This window comes from Candidatus Dependentiae bacterium (genome assembly GCA_016871815.1).
Lineage (GTDB): Bacteria > Babelota > Babeliae > Babelales.
The window spans coordinates 86,611-103,153 of record VHBT01000002.1 but is presented as its reverse complement, the minus strand read 5'-3'; the positions used below and the strand labels follow the sequence as shown (position 1 = coordinate 103,153).

Below are 16,543 nucleotides of genomic sequence, written 5' to 3'. Positions count from 1 at the left end.
GAGATGATGAAACATTGCATGAGCTCTACGATTTGCTTAATAGCTCGGCTGAAGAAATGGTCCAGAAGTTTCTTGCGCATGGGGTTGAAGCAACTTTTGTTGGTGATCGCAGCTTATTTTCTTCCCGGGTTCTCTCATCGATTGAGTTTATAGAAGCAAAAACACGAGGCCAAGATCGTTTAAAGCTATCAATTTTATTTTGTTACGGTGGAAAGCAAGAAATTGTTTCCGCAGCCAAAAGAGTTGCGCAGCGTGTTTTGCAAGGGGAAATATCGCCAGAAGAGATTACAGCAACAACATTTGAACAAGAATTGTGGAGTTATCCAGTCCCATTTCCTGATTTAATTGTTCGAACCGGGCGACACATTCGCTTGAGTAATTTTTTGTTGTATCAGGCGGCATATTCTGAGTTGGCATTTTTGGATATCTTATGGCCGGATCTGTCTGCAGCAGATTTGGATGCTGTTTTTGAAAAATTTTCTTCATCAACACGAACATTTGGTCGTTGATAATATATTTTTACGCGAGCGTTTTTTGCTGCATTTTTAAAAGAATAAAACGCTTTCCAGAAAGCCGGTTTTTGAGGCTTTGTTATGTTTGGAATGCTGATTTTTTTTATATTCATACAAAAAATCAGCTCTTTGAGTGACTGAAGAGTTCTGATCGAAATGGTTTGTACCGTTATTTTTGAAATTTTGCATGTTCCGTGTGATCTGATTATGGGCATTTTGAGATTAAATGGAACTTGTTTTTGGGCATGAGATATTCCTTTGAAGTAGTTTTTTTCCACTATTTCTAACCCGTTTGCGGTGTCTTGAATTTCAAGTGTTCCTGCAGAATTTGAAAGAGTAGAAGAGCCTCTTTTTAGGGGTAAAGCAAAAATGAGCAAGGTGAAAATAACCCCGCACAATAAGGTTTTAGTAATTTTTTGATGACTTTTTGCATGAAAAAGTGTGTACGCAGTTCCTATGTTGATGAGTATCAAAATAAACAAAAGGACTGGGGAGTATATTTGAGCAAATAAAACATTTCGCGAGCTAAAAGAAAGTAAGAAAAGCCATATTTTTGTAAAATTATCGAGTATCCATCCAAGATGCCAAACAGTTACGTTTAACGCTGCAAAAACTGTAAAAAGACTTGAAAGTAAAATAAAAAAAATTAAAAAAGGGGTAAAAAAAATATTTCCAAATAACGTCAGCATCGAAATAGGCAGTCCCCACCAGAGTAAAATTGGCGCAGAGAAGATGAATGAAGTGCTATTGACGACGAAAGAAGAAAAGCAAAAAGCGCTCAGTTTTTGTCCGATCGAAGATGCATGTAATTTTGAGAGTACGGGTATTATTTTCTCGGTCATGGTATCTCAAGGGCGGATAAAATAAGAGTTCGCCAAAATATTTTTCCCGATCCGGGGGCAGGAGGGGTTGTGCAAAAGGTGTATGCAAGATTAATAAAACGACTTTTTCTTGCAGAATTTTCATCAGCAGTTATTTGAACAATAAAATCATTTAAAATTTTTAAGCTGATTTCCTTTTCAAGAGATTTTTTTTGAAGAATCGCATCAATTTTTTGAGCTGTAATTGGTTGTTGATTGTAGATTTCAAGAATTAATAATAAAAGCTCATCATTCTGATTTAAATCTTGATCTGTGCTGTTTTTTATAAATTCCTGATCGCAGCGGGATAAAATCGTTGGCAAAAGCGCGTTGGCATTTTGTGATAAAAAAATAAAAAAAATATTTTCACCTGGTTCTTCAAGTGTCTTGAGAAGGCTATTTGCAGCCGCAGGCAGGAGAAATTCTGGGTGTTCAAGGATAAAAAAAAGAGGTTCTGATGTGGATCTTTTTTGCGCGCTATACACAAGAATTGGCTCTATATCGCTTTTTGTGTAGGAATGTTTGGGTTCAATGTAAATCGTGTTTGGATGGATCTGCTGTAAGATGAGAGAACATCCTTTGCAATAACAATCGACGGCATTTTTATTTAAACAAAAATATTTTTTTAGGGCTTGAGCGCATGCTGTGCGTAATTCAATGATGCTGGAACTTATAAATAGTTTTACAGGATTCATTGTTATTTTTTTTGCATGATTTCAAGAATTTTCTGAGTCACGGTGTTGCAGATAGATTCCACATCTTTTGTTCCGTCAACAACAAGTACCGAAGGAAGTTTCTGTAAAAGTTTTTTATATTGCGCTTGAACGATTTTAAAATATTCAATTCCGCGTGCTTCGAATCGTGATTTTCCTTCAGGTCGAGCTGAAAATCTTGCAGATGCTTCTTCGGGTGAAATATCTACAAATACGACAAGATCAAGGTGCGTTTCCTGAAGTGCGATTTGATTAATTTTTAAAATTGTTTCTTCGGAGAGTGATTCATTTGCTTGATAAACGATTGAAGATAAAAAAGTTCTATCCGAAAGAACAACATCCCCTTGAGCGAGTGCTGGTTGAACAACCGATGCAATATGTTCGGCTCTGTCTGCAGCAAATAAAAAAGCTTCAGTAAGAGAGCAGAGGCTTGCTGGCGAATGTTGAAGAATATTTCGAATTGCTTTTCCGATAGGGGTGCCTCCCGGCTCGCGAGTTGAGACGATACGACAGCCGCACTCAATAAGTTTTTTTAGAACATGGGCGATAAGGGTTGTCTTGCCAGCACCATCGATTCCTTCAAAACCTACGAAAATTCCAGGAAAAGTAGTGGCATTTTTGTCTGAGTTTAACATGCGGATACCGTGTTTTTTTGAGATTTTTTTTACCTTCGTAGGATATCCCAGAAAAAAAAAGATGTCCTGTTTCACAATGGAAGTATTGTTTTTTGTTTTTTAACCATAGTACAACAATCCAGCCTTGCTGAATTTTTATTCAAGCTTGGTGGGATTTGTGATTTTTTAAATTTTGGTTGGGCTGGGAATGAAAAATATCCGCATATTTTTAAGCACGATTTTGTTGTTAGTGGTAAGTGGAGTGTCTGCGCAAACGGTTAATAGATCGTTTACAACGGGAGCAACCATTGGGTCAGAAACAGTAACTCCCTCACTTGCGGTTATGGCTAGTGATAACGATGCAACAAACGCGATTTCTTTAGCTGGAAACTTAACAATCAATGGAAATGTTATTTTTGGAGCGCTGCCGAACTGTAAATTAAAAATTGATTTAGGCGCTTTGACTCGAATTCGTCCATCTGCACCAAATAACACTAATATTGAAGGTGGCTTTGGGTATGGACATCTTATTTTGTACGCGGGAGATGGGGCGAAGGTTACCGTCAACGTGAATCATGATTTAACATTTACCGGAACAAATCCTGATGGCGTTGGCTTGACTCGATTAGCAACAATGGCGGGAGACTTGAATTTAACGTTTTCAGGCGCGGGTCAGGTTGAATTTGTTGTAGTTGATGGAAAAACGATATCGCTTACTAGTCTGTATGAATCTGAACCTGGAACATTTGCTGCTACTTCAGATGCGGTTGGATCAGGCGTTCGAGGTGTTATTTTAATGGATCATGATGACACTAGGGTTTGGCAAAAGGGTGTGAATAAAGTTGTTGTAAGCAGAAAAATAACAACATGGGATCCTGAAAGTGCTGAAATGCAAAATGATATCACTTTTTCGATTGGCCATAATTCATTTTTAACCTTTGGCTCAATAAATAAAACAGGTTTAAACCCAACTTCTGCTGAGGGAATTAGCGCGAATGAAACAACTGAAATGTTAAGTGCTGCGTTGGCATTTGATGTTTCATGTGCAGGGCCAGGAAGAACGATATTAAAGATTGAAGGTATGTCAACGGCAAATACATATCGTGATGGGGCGTTAACAATTGGTGGAAACCTTATTGATGACGGTTCTGGGGGTGTGGGATCGCTTTCGAATGCAACTCATATTCGATCGAACTTAAGGCTTCACAAGCCAGCTGGTGGACAAGCGTTTTTGCGAGTAACAGATGAAAAAGCTTATTCATTTAGTGCCTATGCAACAGCAATGGAAGATGCTCTTACAAGTTATTTGGATAATGCGAGTCACATTCCGCTTGATGAAGATGGAAATCCAACAACTCGTGGATTATGGATAATAAATACCAATAATTCACATCCTGCGATGGCTGCAAATTCATTTTCAGATATGTCATGGTTTTCTCAAGAAATTTTTAATGCTGGGAAAGGCCGATCTTCAATTAGGCCTGGATTTGTCTTAGCGATTAATGGACAGCTTTCGATTTACCATAATACGTTTGTTCATCATTTAGCATGTAAAAATACACGAGCAATAGATCCTTCTGCCTCAGGAATGGCAGAGCTTGCATCCATGATTGATGAAGCAGAAAACTCAGACTATAGATCTATCGGAGCTACAACAAAAAAACATAATCCGTCGGCGTTTATTATTGATGGTTATTCGTCATATGTTGGCGGAAGCTATTTGGCTTATAAAGGTGACACGCGAGCAAAAATTACCCTTTGGGGTGCTGCACAATTGTATGTTTCGTCAGGGGCGAATGCAAGTGGAACGGTGACGGCTGATTACACCATCGGAACTGGAACGTATAATGGATCTTATGTACCAATCACCAGTGGAATGACTTCTGGCGAGGGTGAGCATGTTCTTGATATTCAAGGATTATCAGCTATTCGTTCATTTATGGATTCTGCAGTAACGGATACCACTGTTGCATTTTCGCGACATGAAGGATCGATGATTGGAAAATATCGCTCGGTAACCGATGATGAAGGTGAAACAACGCTCGTTCCACAGCCGGGAGGTATTGGTGGTATTTCTATTGGATCGGTAAAAATTGATTATACGGGAACTCCGCTTCGTGCATCTGGTGCTCAAATTGCGTCATGGCCACTGCTGAAAAATGCTACTTATAAATTATATAATCGTGGATGTATTAACGTAAATAACGATGTCACTTTAAGGTATGCGCGCTTAAATCACTTTGATGTTGGTCGTGACGTGGTAAGAGATTATGCAGCGACATCACCTGCTATTGTTGGTGGTGAGTATGCTGTGTACGCAAGCAGGGTTTTGGATAATGATGAACAAATTCCTGTTATTTGGTTAGAAAACGCACAGCTTCGATGTCATGAAAGCATGTGCGTATCAGGTGTTCGTTTTGCGGTTAAAGAACAAATAAACTTAACAGCTCCATTTATTGAAAATAATTCATCAAGCATTTATTTGTATAATCATGGTGATGAATTAGACATGAATATTCGTGGATATGGTCGAGTGTTTCAGCTAGGAAGTCAGGTAAATAAGCTTGCAGGTGGGGCAACCACTTCTTTATTACAAAGTGCGTATGCGAATGCGTTTAGGCATATTGTTGATGAAACAACGGTAGAACTTGCTCTTGATACGTTTGTGGATGATGGTGTTTTAAATTTATCAGAACGAGCTTTTCAGCTTGTTCACTTGGCAAATGATTCAAATCTTTCCTTGGGTTGGACTTCTACGCAGGGGATTATTTCTCGTTCTTCTGGTGCGGTAACAACAACGGTTTATCCGTGGCATGGAACACAGGTTCCTGTGATTGGAACAGGTTGGTCGCTGTTCTCGCTTGATGCCGAAAGTACTGCTCGTGCATCGCTTAAAATAAATGGTGAACTTATCCACATTTCAGCAAGTGCTGAGGGTGGAGCTACTCCTCCAACGATTGTATCAAATGCTACCATGGGGGGCGTTGTGTATGTAAACCATGGTGCACAAATTACTGCAGGAGATGTGACCAATAGTTCAGGGCTCGTGCCTCCGTATACTCCAACAGCTGCTATTGATGTGCCAGTTGCGTTACGGGTTGCGCAGTCAACACTTAATACATACAATCCAATGGGAACGTTAACTGTTCCGTTTGATCAGATCAACTTATTAAAAGGCGTCCAACCATATAACATCGATACAGATTTTGCTGCTGCTCAAGATGAACATGTAAATCTTTCATTTCAATTGAGAACTGATGGACTCTCTTCTGGTCTTACAATTCCATGGAATGTCGTTAAAAAAAATGTAACGTTTCCATTTAAAAACATTTCATTTTCGCCAGAGTTTGAACGAGCGTTTTCTGGCATTGCAACGCGAAGTGTTGGGGTTCAAACAACTGCTATTTCTATGCCGACAAGTGGTTTATTGAAGTTTGGAGCAGGTGTATCGCTTGAACAACTTGCTATTTCTGGGGCGACTTCTGCAAATCCAATTGGTTTGTATTTGACTGGTGATGGTACGAATTATTCGATTGTTCGTGAAATTGTTTCAGTCCCTTCAACTTCTGGATTTGTTCCGGGTGAAGGTTCCTATGCTGCTATTTACATGGATAAAGATGCTTTCCTTGGTCTTGGTCAACGCAATTGGAATGATAAATCGGTAAATGCGTGGAATATGTTGGGTCGTAGTCGCGTTACCTTGGTAGCAAATGGAGATTGTTTTATTGAATTAAATGAAGACATTATTCTTTCTGATGCTCAGCCAATAATCCCAACAACAAACTTTGGGGCAACTCGAGCTCAGCGCATTACGTTCTTTTCTCAGGATCCTCGTGAAATTAGAATTCCTCGTGGTGGAGAGTTTGATTTAAGTGCCTTTGGGTCATTAACAAATGGAACAAATCAACAAATTACCTTTGATGGAAATATTCGATTAATTTTTGAAGCAGGATCGACCCTGAGATTCCCAGCAGTTGGTCATAGTAATAATACAAAGGGACCTGTTCTTTACATGAATGGAAAATCACAAATTATTTTTGAAGGACTTTCGGATCGAGATACTTCTCGTATTGTCAATCGAAACGTTAGTGCTGTTGATTTTGCAACAGCAGGACGGTCACGTATTGTTGGGGTTGGTAAGATTTGGTTAAACAAAAGCGCGTCTATGAAAATTATGGAATCAGCTTGTGTTGGGATTGAGGGTGATTCTCGGGCTCTGGAAACAGATATTTTAATTTCGATTGCAAGAGAAGGGTCGCTCTTGCTTGGGGATCAAAATTCTGCTGGCGGAATCTTGCAAGTTGGAAACGTTGCCGATTTAAGTAGCGGCGGAGATGTGTTGGCAGGGGTGTATTTAACGCTCAGAATTAATGGTCCTCGTTCGATTGTTCATATGGATCGAGAATCATATCTTGGGTTTGGTGCAGGGGTTCTTAATAGAAATCAACTTGTTTCTGGTTCATTGCAGAATTCGTTGAATAACATGAAGTTAAAAGCTCTATTTAACGTTAAAAATGTTGCTATTCGAGCAGCTCGAGGAAGCTTTAGTCATAACCAAATTTATGATGGACGAGATTCTCAGGCTTCGTTGTTGGCGTTTGGACCATCAACAGAATACACCCTTGATCTTGGTGTTTCTGCAGAATCGATTTGGCGAGGTGGTGGAAACATGATTTATGTTACAGAGTCTGCAACTGTTGAATCGCCACTCCAAGTTTCAGTTCTTTCTTCTGCGCAACCGCTTGCAGATGAATACAATCGAAATACGAGTGGAGAAGCAACAACCGTTAATAGCTCTGCTCGTTCAGGAAATAATGGTAAAATTTCTATTATGGGTTCTGGGGTTATGGCTCGACAATTAACTCAGACAACGTTGCCATATCCTGGTCCGGTTCGCGTTGTTAGGGAAATTACCAGCACTTACCTGTCATCCATAAGAGACTCAGATAATGGTTCTGCTCCAACGTTGTTGGGAGGTAAGAATTTTACAGGTCCTCAAGCGGATATGTTTAGATACTTGGCATTCACTCCGTTTGAATATCAGGAGCCTTCAAAATATAGCGTGTTGGGTTCTACTCAGTTTGAATTCAAGATTGGATATGTGATTGGAACAACAATTACCAGGACAACAACAATTCCAATGTTGGGTGATGCTAAACCAGAGGGTGCTGCAAAAGTAGGAGCTCTTCTCGTGGAAGCTGTTGATAGTAGTGGAAATCCGGCCTTGTATGGATTACCTGAAGTCCCAAATAATCCGCCTATGTTATTTATTGCATCATAAAAATTGTGGGGGATATGGAAAATGGTTTTTAGGAGATTAGCCGTTATGAAATTAAGGCCCATAAATAATGTTCTTACAAAGATTTTTGTAGGATTTTTAGCGTGTGCTAATCTTGTTGCCTCTGATTTGCGACCTCCATTAATGAGCATGGAAGGGCCATTGCGATTTGTTCAAGAAGCTGAAGTGCGTGATGAAAGTTCGCTTAAATTTTGGGCAACAATTGGCACGCGACAAGCGTCTCAAGCGTTTATGGAGCATGGTTTTTCTTCGGTTGATTATTCAAATCTTATTTTTAATAAAAGCCAATTTCGCGTTTCTGATATTTTTACAGATTCTTATGTTTCATCTCGGTCGGAATCATATTTAGCGTTGTTGCGTACAGCTCGTATTTCGACAAATGCATCTTACGCAGAAAAAGCCATTGTTTTTGGTTTGCAGTGGATGTATCCAGTGTATGAAGATCGAGGTCGCTTTGGAGTTCGAGTGAGAGTGCCGTTGAAATCTGTTGAAATAGAAAGAGAAGACGTGAAGGGGCTTCCTGGTGGAGCACAACTTGAAGATCTTATAGCTGTTCAGCAAGCCACGAGCAAGTCAAATGGTTCAGGTTCATCGCGAGATTTACCATCGGTTCAAACGCGAATGATGAGGTTTGACTTTGCAGAAGCGTTGACGCAATCAAGTGATTTAAATTTAGTTTTTAATTTTGATGCACAGCCTAAGATGTCGGGAGATCGAATTATTTCTGGTCCAAATAGTGTTGAGCCTCAAGACACTGCAAAGCGAAGACTTGCTGTTGTGTATTCTCCGGTTGGAGATGTGCCACAAGTTCCCGAAATTCCAACAAACGTAGCTGTTGTTCTGAATGCAACAGAGCAGATTCCTTCATCGTATTTAAGTTTGCCGGCGGATGGAAAAATAGCTCCAGGTAAAGTTTATGTATTTGATTCAACTCCAGGAAAATACAGAAATCTTCTTGATGACAATGCGCCAGACGCAAATGTTCGTCGTGCAAATCAGCTGACAAAGGAAACGATGTGGCTTGTTCCTTTTGGCTACGAAAATTCAGCAAGTGCTATTGTTATGGCGGGAACAGAAGATGGCGGAGCGATGAAAACATTAAAAGAATTAAGTGGTCGCGTTACTGAAAACGTTTATCAGTGGCTTTTGGCTCGAGGATATGAGTTTGAAAGTGAACCGCGTCAGGGCCTTGGAGATGTTTCGATCGAAGGTTTTTATCAGCATGACCTTGTTCCAAATATGTCGACAGAGTTTTTAGTTGGGGTTGGTATTCCTTTTGATAGGGATAATCAATTTTATAAATCGCCCTACAAAGCAAGACTCGGCAATGGAGGTCACTGGGAAGTTTATTTTGGCGGGGGCGTTGGGTCTGTTTTTAAGAAAATGATTAATTTAAGAGTTCATGGAAATTATGGTATTGTTCTTCCCGCAGAGGAGGAAATTAACGCAACTTTTAAAGGAACATTGATTAAAGCAATTGGTCCAAAGCAAGAAGCAACAATTGACTGGAAGCGCGCGACAGTTAATTTTGATTGTACTCTTTTTCATCCAGATTCAAAGACGTGTTCTGCCGTGCTTGGGTACCAGTTTCACTGGAGAAGTTCAAGTAATGTCTCATTCAAAAATCATGAAGCAGAAACATGGCTTGGGAAAAAATATAATGTAAGTCGTCGAGAATTTGAGCCAGACTTGGTGGTATTAGATTCTTCTCGACATGCGATTAATACAAATTCTATTGCGCATCGTCTGCGCATGGAAGTTTCTTTGCGGATTGGTTCGTATTGTGAAATGTTGTTTGGCGGTGCGTATACAATAGCGGGTAGATATGTTGCACGAGATCTTGATACACATTTCGGTGTGCACCTCACCTTCTAATAAAGGATAGGTTTCATGCAAATAACCAAACATTTTTTTATTACGTGTGCGTTGGTGATTGGGATAATAACAATACCTTCGGTGATTAAAGCGGTGACGATTCAGCCTCCTATGCCCTATGACAGGGGTCCAATGCGGTATTTATTTGATTTTGATGAGCCAGAAAGTACTCGCAATTTAAAGTTATGGACCGGAGCTTTTATGCGGTACTCTGGGGCTGCGTACACAGATGTTTTGGGCTCTCAAACAGAGAATTTATCTAGACTTATTTTTAACAAAACAGATTTTAGAGTAACAGAAGCATTTCCCGATTGTCTTGTTCCTCAGAATGCAGAATTTTACAACCCGCTGATGAGAACAGCACACTTTGAAAACAAAATAGATTATAAGGAAAATACGTTTCTTTTTGGGGGACGGTATACGATCCCGGTAAATAATAACGAAGGGCGGGTTGGTGTTCGCTGGGTGGTTCCTTTGCGTCGAGCAACAATTCGTCGACTGGATGCTCGCAGCGTTCCTCGAGGAGCTTCATTGGAGGATGTTTTGGCTTATTCATCACAAGTTATACCTCGCACGGGTGAAGCGCCGATTAATGTGACGACTGTACCGATGATGCGAATGGATTTTGCTGAAGCGCTTGTTCAATCTCGCTCAAAAAATCCTGCGTTAATAATTGATTCACGAAATAAGCCGCGCGTTGGTGGTTCTGAGATTAGTGATGCAAATCTTGCTGGTGGAGATGATGCGTTTAAAAGTTCTGTGCAGCGTTGCTTGTGTGTTGTTCGCTCGCCTAGAAACTTTATTCCACGACCTCCGGTAGTAAAAAACACCGCAGTTATTACAAGTGTTCCTGTTATTACAGCTCCAGCAACGGCGCCAACAGTCGCCCAAATGAAAGTTGCTGATGGAACAGATGATGTGTTGCCAGATGATGGAAATGCAGAGTATCGAATGATTTATCGGCTCGAAACAGTTGGAGATCCAGGCAAATATGGAAAACTTGCAGATGAGACAACAACGGATATCGATGAGCGCTTGGCTCGACAAGAATTAAAAGAAGAGTTGTGGTTAATTCCGCGCGTTTCAGCAACTGATTCAACGGTAAGTGGTTTTGGCGTTGGCGGAACCCTTAAAACATTGGTTGATTTGAGTGAGCAAGTAACTGAAAACGTTTATGAGTGGCTAGAAGACAGGGGTTATTCGTTTGAAACAACAACGGTTGCCGGATTTGGGAATGCATCGGTAGATGTTTTTTATGAGCATGCGATAGCAGATAAATGTTATGGAGAATTATTTGTTGGGTTGGTTTTACCAACTGCTCAAGAGTCAGATGATTTTCTTTCGGCGTATCATACATATTTGGGGAATGGAAAACATTTTGAAGTAAAATGCGGCGCAGCCTTATTTGGACAACCGTTATCTCGGCTGAATATCAAAATTGATGGGCTTTATGCATGTGTTATTCCTCGTGAAGAGACCATGCGGGCTTCATTCCGAGGAAGTAACATAAAAAATATGGGTCCTTTGGTGAAGGGATTTGTTGGATGGAATTATCTTGTCGGAAAAGTTGAAGCAACAATTTTCCATTTCAAATCGCGAGCACTTTCTACCATGTTTGGATATGAAATTTATTATAAGCAGCGTGATTCGTTGAGTTTCCCATCCAATACAATGGAAACTTGGCAAGGAAAGCAAATTCAATCTGACGGTCAGATGATTTCTAATCCACGTATTCTTGATGAATCGGTTACGACAAAAAACACAGATTCTATTGCTCATCGAGTGAAAATAGAAGCTTCTATGCGTATTACCAATCAGTGCGAGTTTGCACTTGGGTTTGCATATACGATTTCGGGTAAAAATACGCCACAAACAGTTGATCTTGGAATGACGTTTAACGTCATATTCTAGTTTTGATATTTTTGGTACCATCAATTGCATAGATAGCATCGTAATATGATTGTTTTATGTATATGAATAAACCTTTAATTGGCGCACATGTTTCTATTGCTGGTGGAATTGAAAAATCATTCGACCGAGCTTGTGAAATAGGAGCGAGCTGTTTTCAGATTTTTACTAGAACAAATAGAAGTTGGACAGCTCAGTTATATTCTTCTGATGAAATCGCTCGATTTAAACAAGCGCAACGTAATTCTACTATTTCCAGTGTTATTGGGCATGCTTCATATCTGATTAATCTTGCCTCTGCAACCGAAGAAACGCGTGAAAAATCAAAAAATTTTCTTGTCTCAGAATTGATTCGCTGTTCAAGCGTTGGAATAAGAACTTTGGTTCTGCATCCAGGTTCTCATGGTGGTGAAGGCGAAGATCTTGGAATCGAAAGACTGGTTGAAGGTCTACAGTTCGTGCTCTCTCAGACTCCAGATGATTGTGTAATTGCTTTAGAAACAATGGCGGGTCAGGGTTCAAGTTTGGGATCTTCGCTTGAAGGATTAAAAAAAATAGTACAAGCGATGCCGTCATTGGCTCGTATTAAATTTTGTATCGACACGTGTCATATTTTTGCTGCAGGATACGACCTTTCCTCTGGCGAGAAATTTGAGCTGTTTTTAAATGAGTTTGATCAGCAACTTGGGTTAAAAAATGTTTCAGCGATTCATTGTAATGATTCTTTAACGGTGAGTGGGAGTCGTGTTGATAGGCATGCAAATCTTGCTCAGGGTAAGATGAATCCGGAAGTTTTTTCAGTATTAATGAATAATTCTGTATTGGCCGCTGTTCCCAAGATTCTAGAAACACCAGAAAAAGATGGGCAAGATCAGTACGCGCAAGAAATTGTGTGGCTTACTTCTTTGGTGAAGAATACACAATAAACAACCATACAAATAACCCTACAAAGAGTGTTAACCAGAGCAGGTACAGTGGAATGTATGAAAGTCTGTAGGCAACAACAAGTCCATTTAAAATAATCCCTGCAAAGCTGGTGAGTGCTATTATCTGATTCCATGACCACATTTTTCTTTGTAAAAAATGAACATAATGATGTGGGCTTGCAAGAACGGGAGAAAGGCCAAGTTGAAGTCGAATTACGATAAGAGCGATAACTTCAAGCAAGATTACTCCTGCAACCACCGGGATGCTGAAAATTTCAAAGAATTGTTCACTCTTCCATACATGTGTAAGGATAAAAAATCCTAAGATGCCACCAAGCAACAATGATCCAGCATCGCCAAGATAGATCGATGCTGGTTTTTTGTTGTACCACATAAATCCAACCACCGCGCCAAGTGCGATGACTTCTAAAAGTAAAAGGCTATTGTGTCCGGCGATAATGCTCAGCGATATAAGCCCGCAAAGTGAAAGAGCGGTAGTTGTTGAAGCTATAAGATCCATGACATCAACAAGATTTACAGCGTTTACGATAGTCCACAAAAAGAACAGACTTACTCCCATAAAAAAGAGCGGTGGCGTTACTCCTGTTGCTGCATTAACTGCAATAAGGAGTGTCACGCAACCTGCGCCTTCAAGAACAAATTTTGCTTTTGCATCAAGAGTGTATTTGTCATCAACAAGTCCAGTAAGGCAGAGCAGTCCAGCTCCTGTTAAAAAAATGCCAACCCACGCATACATTTTTAAAAAAAAGATTGTTGTTGCAAACAGAGCTAGATAAATAGCAACGCCTCCTAGGTATGGGACGGGAGCGGCATGTGTTTTGTGGGGAGTGCTTGGAACATCAATAATCTTGGTCTTTTCTGCGACCTTAATCATCAGTGGCGTAAGAATAAGTGAAATAACAAGAGCAGCAAAAAAAGGAAGGTATGCGATCATAATTGACCACCAAATAAAAGGTACCTTTTTAAGGTCGCAATCGTATCAAAAATTTACTTAAGGGTACAGGTTTTTATGAAGATTTTTTGTTAAGTAATTCTAAAACACGAATTGCTTGTTTACATTCTGGCTTGGTTTTTAGCACTCGCTCGGCAAGTAGTTGAGTTTCCTTAATGTCAAAACTTTCATTTCCTGGTTCATAGAGAGCAAGTAATGCTTCTTGTAATTCAATATTGGTAGGCTCGAGTTTTGCAGCGCGGTAGGAGTGAAAGAAGGAGAGTTCTTTAGCTCCCTCGAGTAGCTTTTCGTGATTTGACGGTGAGCAAAAGATAAGAGGTGTGATTTGAGCGAGAAGTGTATGCCATTGAGCTGTTTCGCCAAATTCGCGTATTAATTCCCAAATAAAATCATAAGTTCATCCAGCATTAAGAAATGTAGGGCATTTTTTAGAGACTGGCAGGTTTTTTATGCATATTTTGCAAAAAATCATTGTTTTTAAACCTTAGGCGCAAGGCTTTTGTGAAAAAAAAAGGGGGGGGGTATTCTCAGAAGATCTACCCAAAAATGTTATCAAAACAAAGGAAAAAACGTGAATTTTTTAAGATACTTAACTTTAGTTCTTATCATGGGAACCGCCACATCAGACATCAGTGCAGGCATAAATCCAGAAGATATGATTGCACGTGCTCATACAATACTCTCTGCAGTAACTGCTATGTCACCAGAAGAACAATTAGCATCCACAGCAGATATTCTTGAAGAATCAAACAGACTGCTTACAGAACTAAACTTTTTTAAAGAACTCAACAACACTGCCGATTATCGCTTACCCAATGAAACGGCGCCCGAAGGTTTCGATTTCACAGGTCCTGTTACTTACGAATATCCCTACATTAAAGACGATGGTTCTTTTTGGACAACCAATGAGTTTGAAGATGTTATTGCTGTCGTAAACACTGTAATATCAGCGATCGAAAATCTTTAAACCGATTAAAAAATTCCCTCGCATCTTCAATAAAAAAGATGCGAGGGAATTTTTTATTTTTTATTATCTAAAATCATCTACTCTCCGTCTGGTGAAAAGCCAACAACGAAAAGATTGCCATAAAAGGCCTCTGTATCAGGATAAATAAAGGAATGAGCCTACGCAGTCTCGTAGGCTCCGGTAAGATATTGAACAGAAAATTGAAACATTAAAAAAATTTGAGTGTGCCAATAAATATCTTCGCGTTTTAAATTTAAAAAACATACTAAGCCGTATGCGCAGAGATTTCCATCATCTGCTAGTGTCTCAAATATTTTGTTAAATCCAAGAGATTCAATTTCTGTTTGATTGTACTGTAAATAAATGCTGGCAAAATTTGAAAATTTTCCATGCATAGCAAGCGAAAGTAATTCAGTGTATTTAGGTGAATTCATTTTTGTTTCAATTATCATGAAAAAACTCTTTTCGGAATCGGGTTTATTGCCAGATTAGATAATTTCTTTTTCGTGGATTATGTTTTATTACTTCGTTAACGCAATCTTTCCATATACTATATGGAAGATTAACAGCTGTTTTTAATTTTAATTTTTGTACTAATTTTATAAATTCTTCGTCAGCGCCAAGAGAGCAGTATATTTCTAAGAAATTAATAAGCACTTCATATGCTTGAGCTTCTGTCATATTGATAGCATCAATTTTGTCATTTTGATTAAAAAAAACATTTTTTACAGCCCTTTCCCAATCTGACCAAACTGCTAAATCAAACGGTCTGTCTTTGCTAGAAAGGAGCATATTACTTGCTATTAATGCGGCATCATCGTGATTGGTTTTTGAATAGCAATAATCTATAAATTTTTGTGCAGCATCGTATGCGTCATTTGTATTCATTTTGGATTGGGAGAGATGATATTATTTTTTGTCGAGTAATTCTAAAACGCGAATTGCTTGCATGGTGTAGGTTTTCTTGGCGATTAGCTTTTCTGAAAGAGCTTTAACATCAATATCATCAAAGCAGGGATGGCCAGGGGTATACATACGTAGAATATTTTCCTGAAGGTCGATATTTTCGGGATTAAGTTCTGCGGCACGGCTTACATGAAAAAAAGCTAATTCTTTGGCGTGTAGATCTTTGCAAAAATCACCGCCGTATTCGTAATCAAAAATTTCCCGAGCCATACGAGCCATAAGGGTATGCGTTCTGGGGGTTTCGCCTTGTTCGCGCATCAAAAACCAGCAGTAGTCATAAGCGCATACGTTGCGTTCTTTGAACGAAATCATAAACAAGATATCTTCAATTTCTTCAATCGAAAGAGTTGGTAAAATTTGTCGTGTTTCGATGTAGCGACCTCGCAAAACTAAATCTCTAAACGCTGCTTTTTTATCCAGAGCAATTGCTTGTGTAATTTTTTCTGCAGTTGAAATCTGAGGGGGGTTATTCTTGCGATTATTGATGATTCGTTGAGCCGTCTCATGATCTGGCCATTTTTTTAATATTTCTTGGGCGAATTCATAAATTTCTCCGTCTGGAAGATTGCCTTCGGGGGTAAAGTCGATCATTAAAATAGCATTATATGTTCCTCTTTGATGAGGATTGAGCTCAAGTTGTCGCATTACATGTGCAAACGACACTTGGCATGCGCCTGGAAGGTAGGGCATATGAATTTCCATCATAATGGTTATTAACTCATGCCAATCAGCGGCTTCTTGTTGAAGATTTAAATAACATGCAAGACCGTATCCACAGATGTTATAGTTATAGACGGCTTCATCGCATAAGGAATCTAGCTTTAAATCACGTCTTTCTTCTTCGGAAAAGGTGAAATAGTTGTTGGAAAATTTTGTAAATTGGCCTTTTTCTAATAGTTTTTTCATTAAAATAGCAGCGTCGTTCATTGT

The 16,543-nt window shown here is 39.4% G+C and carries 13 protein-coding genes; 6 read left to right on the top strand and 7 right to left on the bottom strand.

The window, feature by feature from the left end; all coding sequences use genetic code 11:
- On the top strand, positions 1–509 hold a 509-nt coding region (gene uppS, locus FJ366_01015; GenBank protein MBM3894166.1), incomplete at its 5' end, for a di-trans,poly-cis-decaprenylcistransferase.
- On the opposite strand, the gene FJ366_01010 is transcribed toward uppS, so the two are convergent.
- Genes FJ366_01010 through tmk form a run of 3 tightly spaced genes read right to left on the bottom strand, consistent with a single transcriptional unit; the run spans position 392 to position 2,720 of the window.
- Positions 392–1,354 (bottom strand): hypothetical protein, encoded by a 963-nt coding sequence (locus FJ366_01010; protein ID MBM3894165.1) that lies wholly within the window; start codon positions 1,352–1,354, stop codon positions 392–394. The two genes, uppS and FJ366_01010, sit on opposite strands and share 118 nt — an antisense overlap.
- Positions 1,351–2,067 carry a hypothetical protein gene (locus tag FJ366_01005; GenBank protein MBM3894164.1) on the bottom strand — a complete coding sequence of 239 codons (717 nt, stop codon included), beginning with the start codon at positions 2,065–2,067 and terminating at the stop codon, positions 1,351–1,353. The genes FJ366_01010 and FJ366_01005 overlap by 4 nt, the downstream gene beginning before the upstream one ends.
- Positions 2,068–2,069: 2 nt before the next feature.
- Complete coding sequence (tmk, locus tag FJ366_01000) at positions 2,070–2,720, bottom strand: dTMP kinase (GenBank protein MBM3894163.1); 651 nt, start codon at positions 2,718–2,720, stop codon at positions 2,070–2,072.
- A 187-nt stretch (positions 2,721–2,907) separates the two neighbouring features.
- On the opposite strand from tmk, the gene FJ366_00995 reads away from it, so the two are divergent.
- Genes FJ366_00995 through FJ366_00980 form a run of 4 tightly spaced genes read left to right on the top strand, consistent with a single transcriptional unit; the run spans position 2,908 to position 12,707 of the window.
- Positions 2,908–7,980 carry a hypothetical protein gene (locus tag FJ366_00995; GenBank protein MBM3894162.1) on the top strand — a complete coding sequence of 1,691 codons (5,073 nt, stop codon included), beginning with the start codon at positions 2,908–2,910 and terminating at the stop codon, positions 7,978–7,980.
- A gap of 21 nt (positions 7,981–8,001) precedes the next feature.
- Positions 8,002–9,873 carry a hypothetical protein gene (locus tag FJ366_00990; protein MBM3894161.1) on the top strand — a complete coding sequence of 624 codons (1,872 nt, stop codon included), beginning with the start codon at positions 8,002–8,004 and terminating at the stop codon, positions 9,871–9,873.
- Between the two features lie 15 nt (positions 9,874–9,888).
- A complete protein-coding gene (locus FJ366_00985; protein MBM3894160.1) occupies positions 9,889–11,784 on the top strand; it encodes a hypothetical protein in 1,896 nt (631 codons plus the stop codon).
- Between the two features lie 56 nt (positions 11,785–11,840).
- On the top strand, positions 11,841–12,707 hold the full coding sequence (locus FJ366_00980) for a deoxyribonuclease IV (protein ID MBM3894159.1): 867 nt from the start codon (positions 11,841–11,843) through the stop codon (positions 12,705–12,707).
- Here the strand turns inward: FJ366_00980 and FJ366_00975 are convergent.
- A complete protein-coding gene (locus FJ366_00975) occupies positions 12,679–13,662 on the bottom strand; it encodes an undecaprenyl/decaprenyl-phosphate alpha-N-acetylglucosaminyl 1-phosphate transferase (protein MBM3894158.1) in 984 nt (327 codons plus the stop codon). The two genes, FJ366_00980 and FJ366_00975, sit on opposite strands and share 29 nt — an antisense overlap.
- Positions 13,663–14,251: 589 nt before the next feature.
- Here FJ366_00975 and FJ366_00970 point away from each other — a divergent pair.
- Complete coding sequence (locus tag FJ366_00970) at positions 14,252–14,647, top strand: hypothetical protein (protein MBM3894157.1); 396 nt, start codon at positions 14,252–14,254, stop codon at positions 14,645–14,647.
- A 158-nt stretch (positions 14,648–14,805) separates the two neighbouring features.
- Here the strand turns inward: FJ366_00970 and FJ366_00965 are convergent, their stop codons facing one another.
- From FJ366_00965 to FJ366_00955, 3 genes are read right to left on the bottom strand one after another with little or no spacing between them, the layout of a single operon-like run.
- On the bottom strand, positions 14,806–15,099 hold the full coding sequence (locus FJ366_00965; protein MBM3894156.1) for a hypothetical protein: 294 nt from the start codon (positions 15,097–15,099) through the stop codon (positions 14,806–14,808).
- Positions 15,100–15,124: 25 nt separating this feature from the next.
- The gene (locus tag FJ366_00960) at positions 15,125–15,535 is read right to left on the bottom strand and encodes a hypothetical protein (GenBank protein ID MBM3894155.1); all 411 of its coding nucleotides are present in this window, start codon (positions 15,533–15,535) and stop codon (positions 15,125–15,127) included.
- Between the two features lie 21 nt (positions 15,536–15,556).
- Positions 15,557–16,519: a hypothetical protein gene (locus FJ366_00955; GenBank protein ID MBM3894154.1), complete on the bottom strand. Its 963-nt coding sequence runs from the start codon at positions 16,517–16,519 to the stop codon at positions 15,557–15,559.
- Positions 16,520–16,543: the final 24 nt, after the last annotated feature.

What these genes read in the sequence shown, in the direction of transcription:
- FJ366_01010 (MBM3894165.1), bottom strand. Translation starts at nt 1,354, where the DNA reads ATGACCGAGAAAATAATACCCGTACTCTCAAAATTACATGCATCTTCG.
- FJ366_01005 (MBM3894164.1), bottom strand. Translation starts at nt 2,067, where the DNA reads ATGAATCCTGTAAAACTATTTATAAGTTCCAGCATCATTGAATTACGC.
- tmk (MBM3894163.1), bottom strand. Translation starts at nt 2,720, where the DNA reads ATGTTAAACTCAGACAAAAATGCCACTACTTTTCCTGGAATTTTCGTA.
- FJ366_00995 (MBM3894162.1), top strand. Translation starts at nt 2,908, where the DNA reads ATGAAAAATATCCGCATATTTTTAAGCACGATTTTGTTGTTAGTGGTA.
- FJ366_00990 (MBM3894161.1), top strand. Translation starts at nt 8,002, where the DNA reads ATGGTTTTTAGGAGATTAGCCGTTATGAAATTAAGGCCCATAAATAAT.
- FJ366_00985 (MBM3894160.1), top strand. Translation starts at nt 9,889, where the DNA reads ATGCAAATAACCAAACATTTTTTTATTACGTGTGCGTTGGTGATTGGG.
- FJ366_00980 (MBM3894159.1), top strand. Translation starts at nt 11,841, where the DNA reads ATGTATATGAATAAACCTTTAATTGGCGCACATGTTTCTATTGCTGGT.
- FJ366_00975 (MBM3894158.1), bottom strand. Translation starts at nt 13,662, where the DNA reads ATGATCGCATACCTTCCTTTTTTTGCTGCTCTTGTTATTTCACTTATT.
- FJ366_00965 (MBM3894156.1), bottom strand. Translation starts at nt 15,099, where the DNA reads ATGATAATTGAAACAAAAATGAATTCACCTAAATACACTGAATTACTT.
- FJ366_00960 (MBM3894155.1), bottom strand. Translation starts at nt 15,535, where the DNA reads ATGAATACAAATGACGCATACGATGCTGCACAAAAATTTATAGATTAT.
- FJ366_00955 (MBM3894154.1), bottom strand. Translation starts at nt 16,519, where the DNA reads ATGAAAAAACTATTAGAAAAAGGCCAATTTACAAAATTTTCCAACAAC.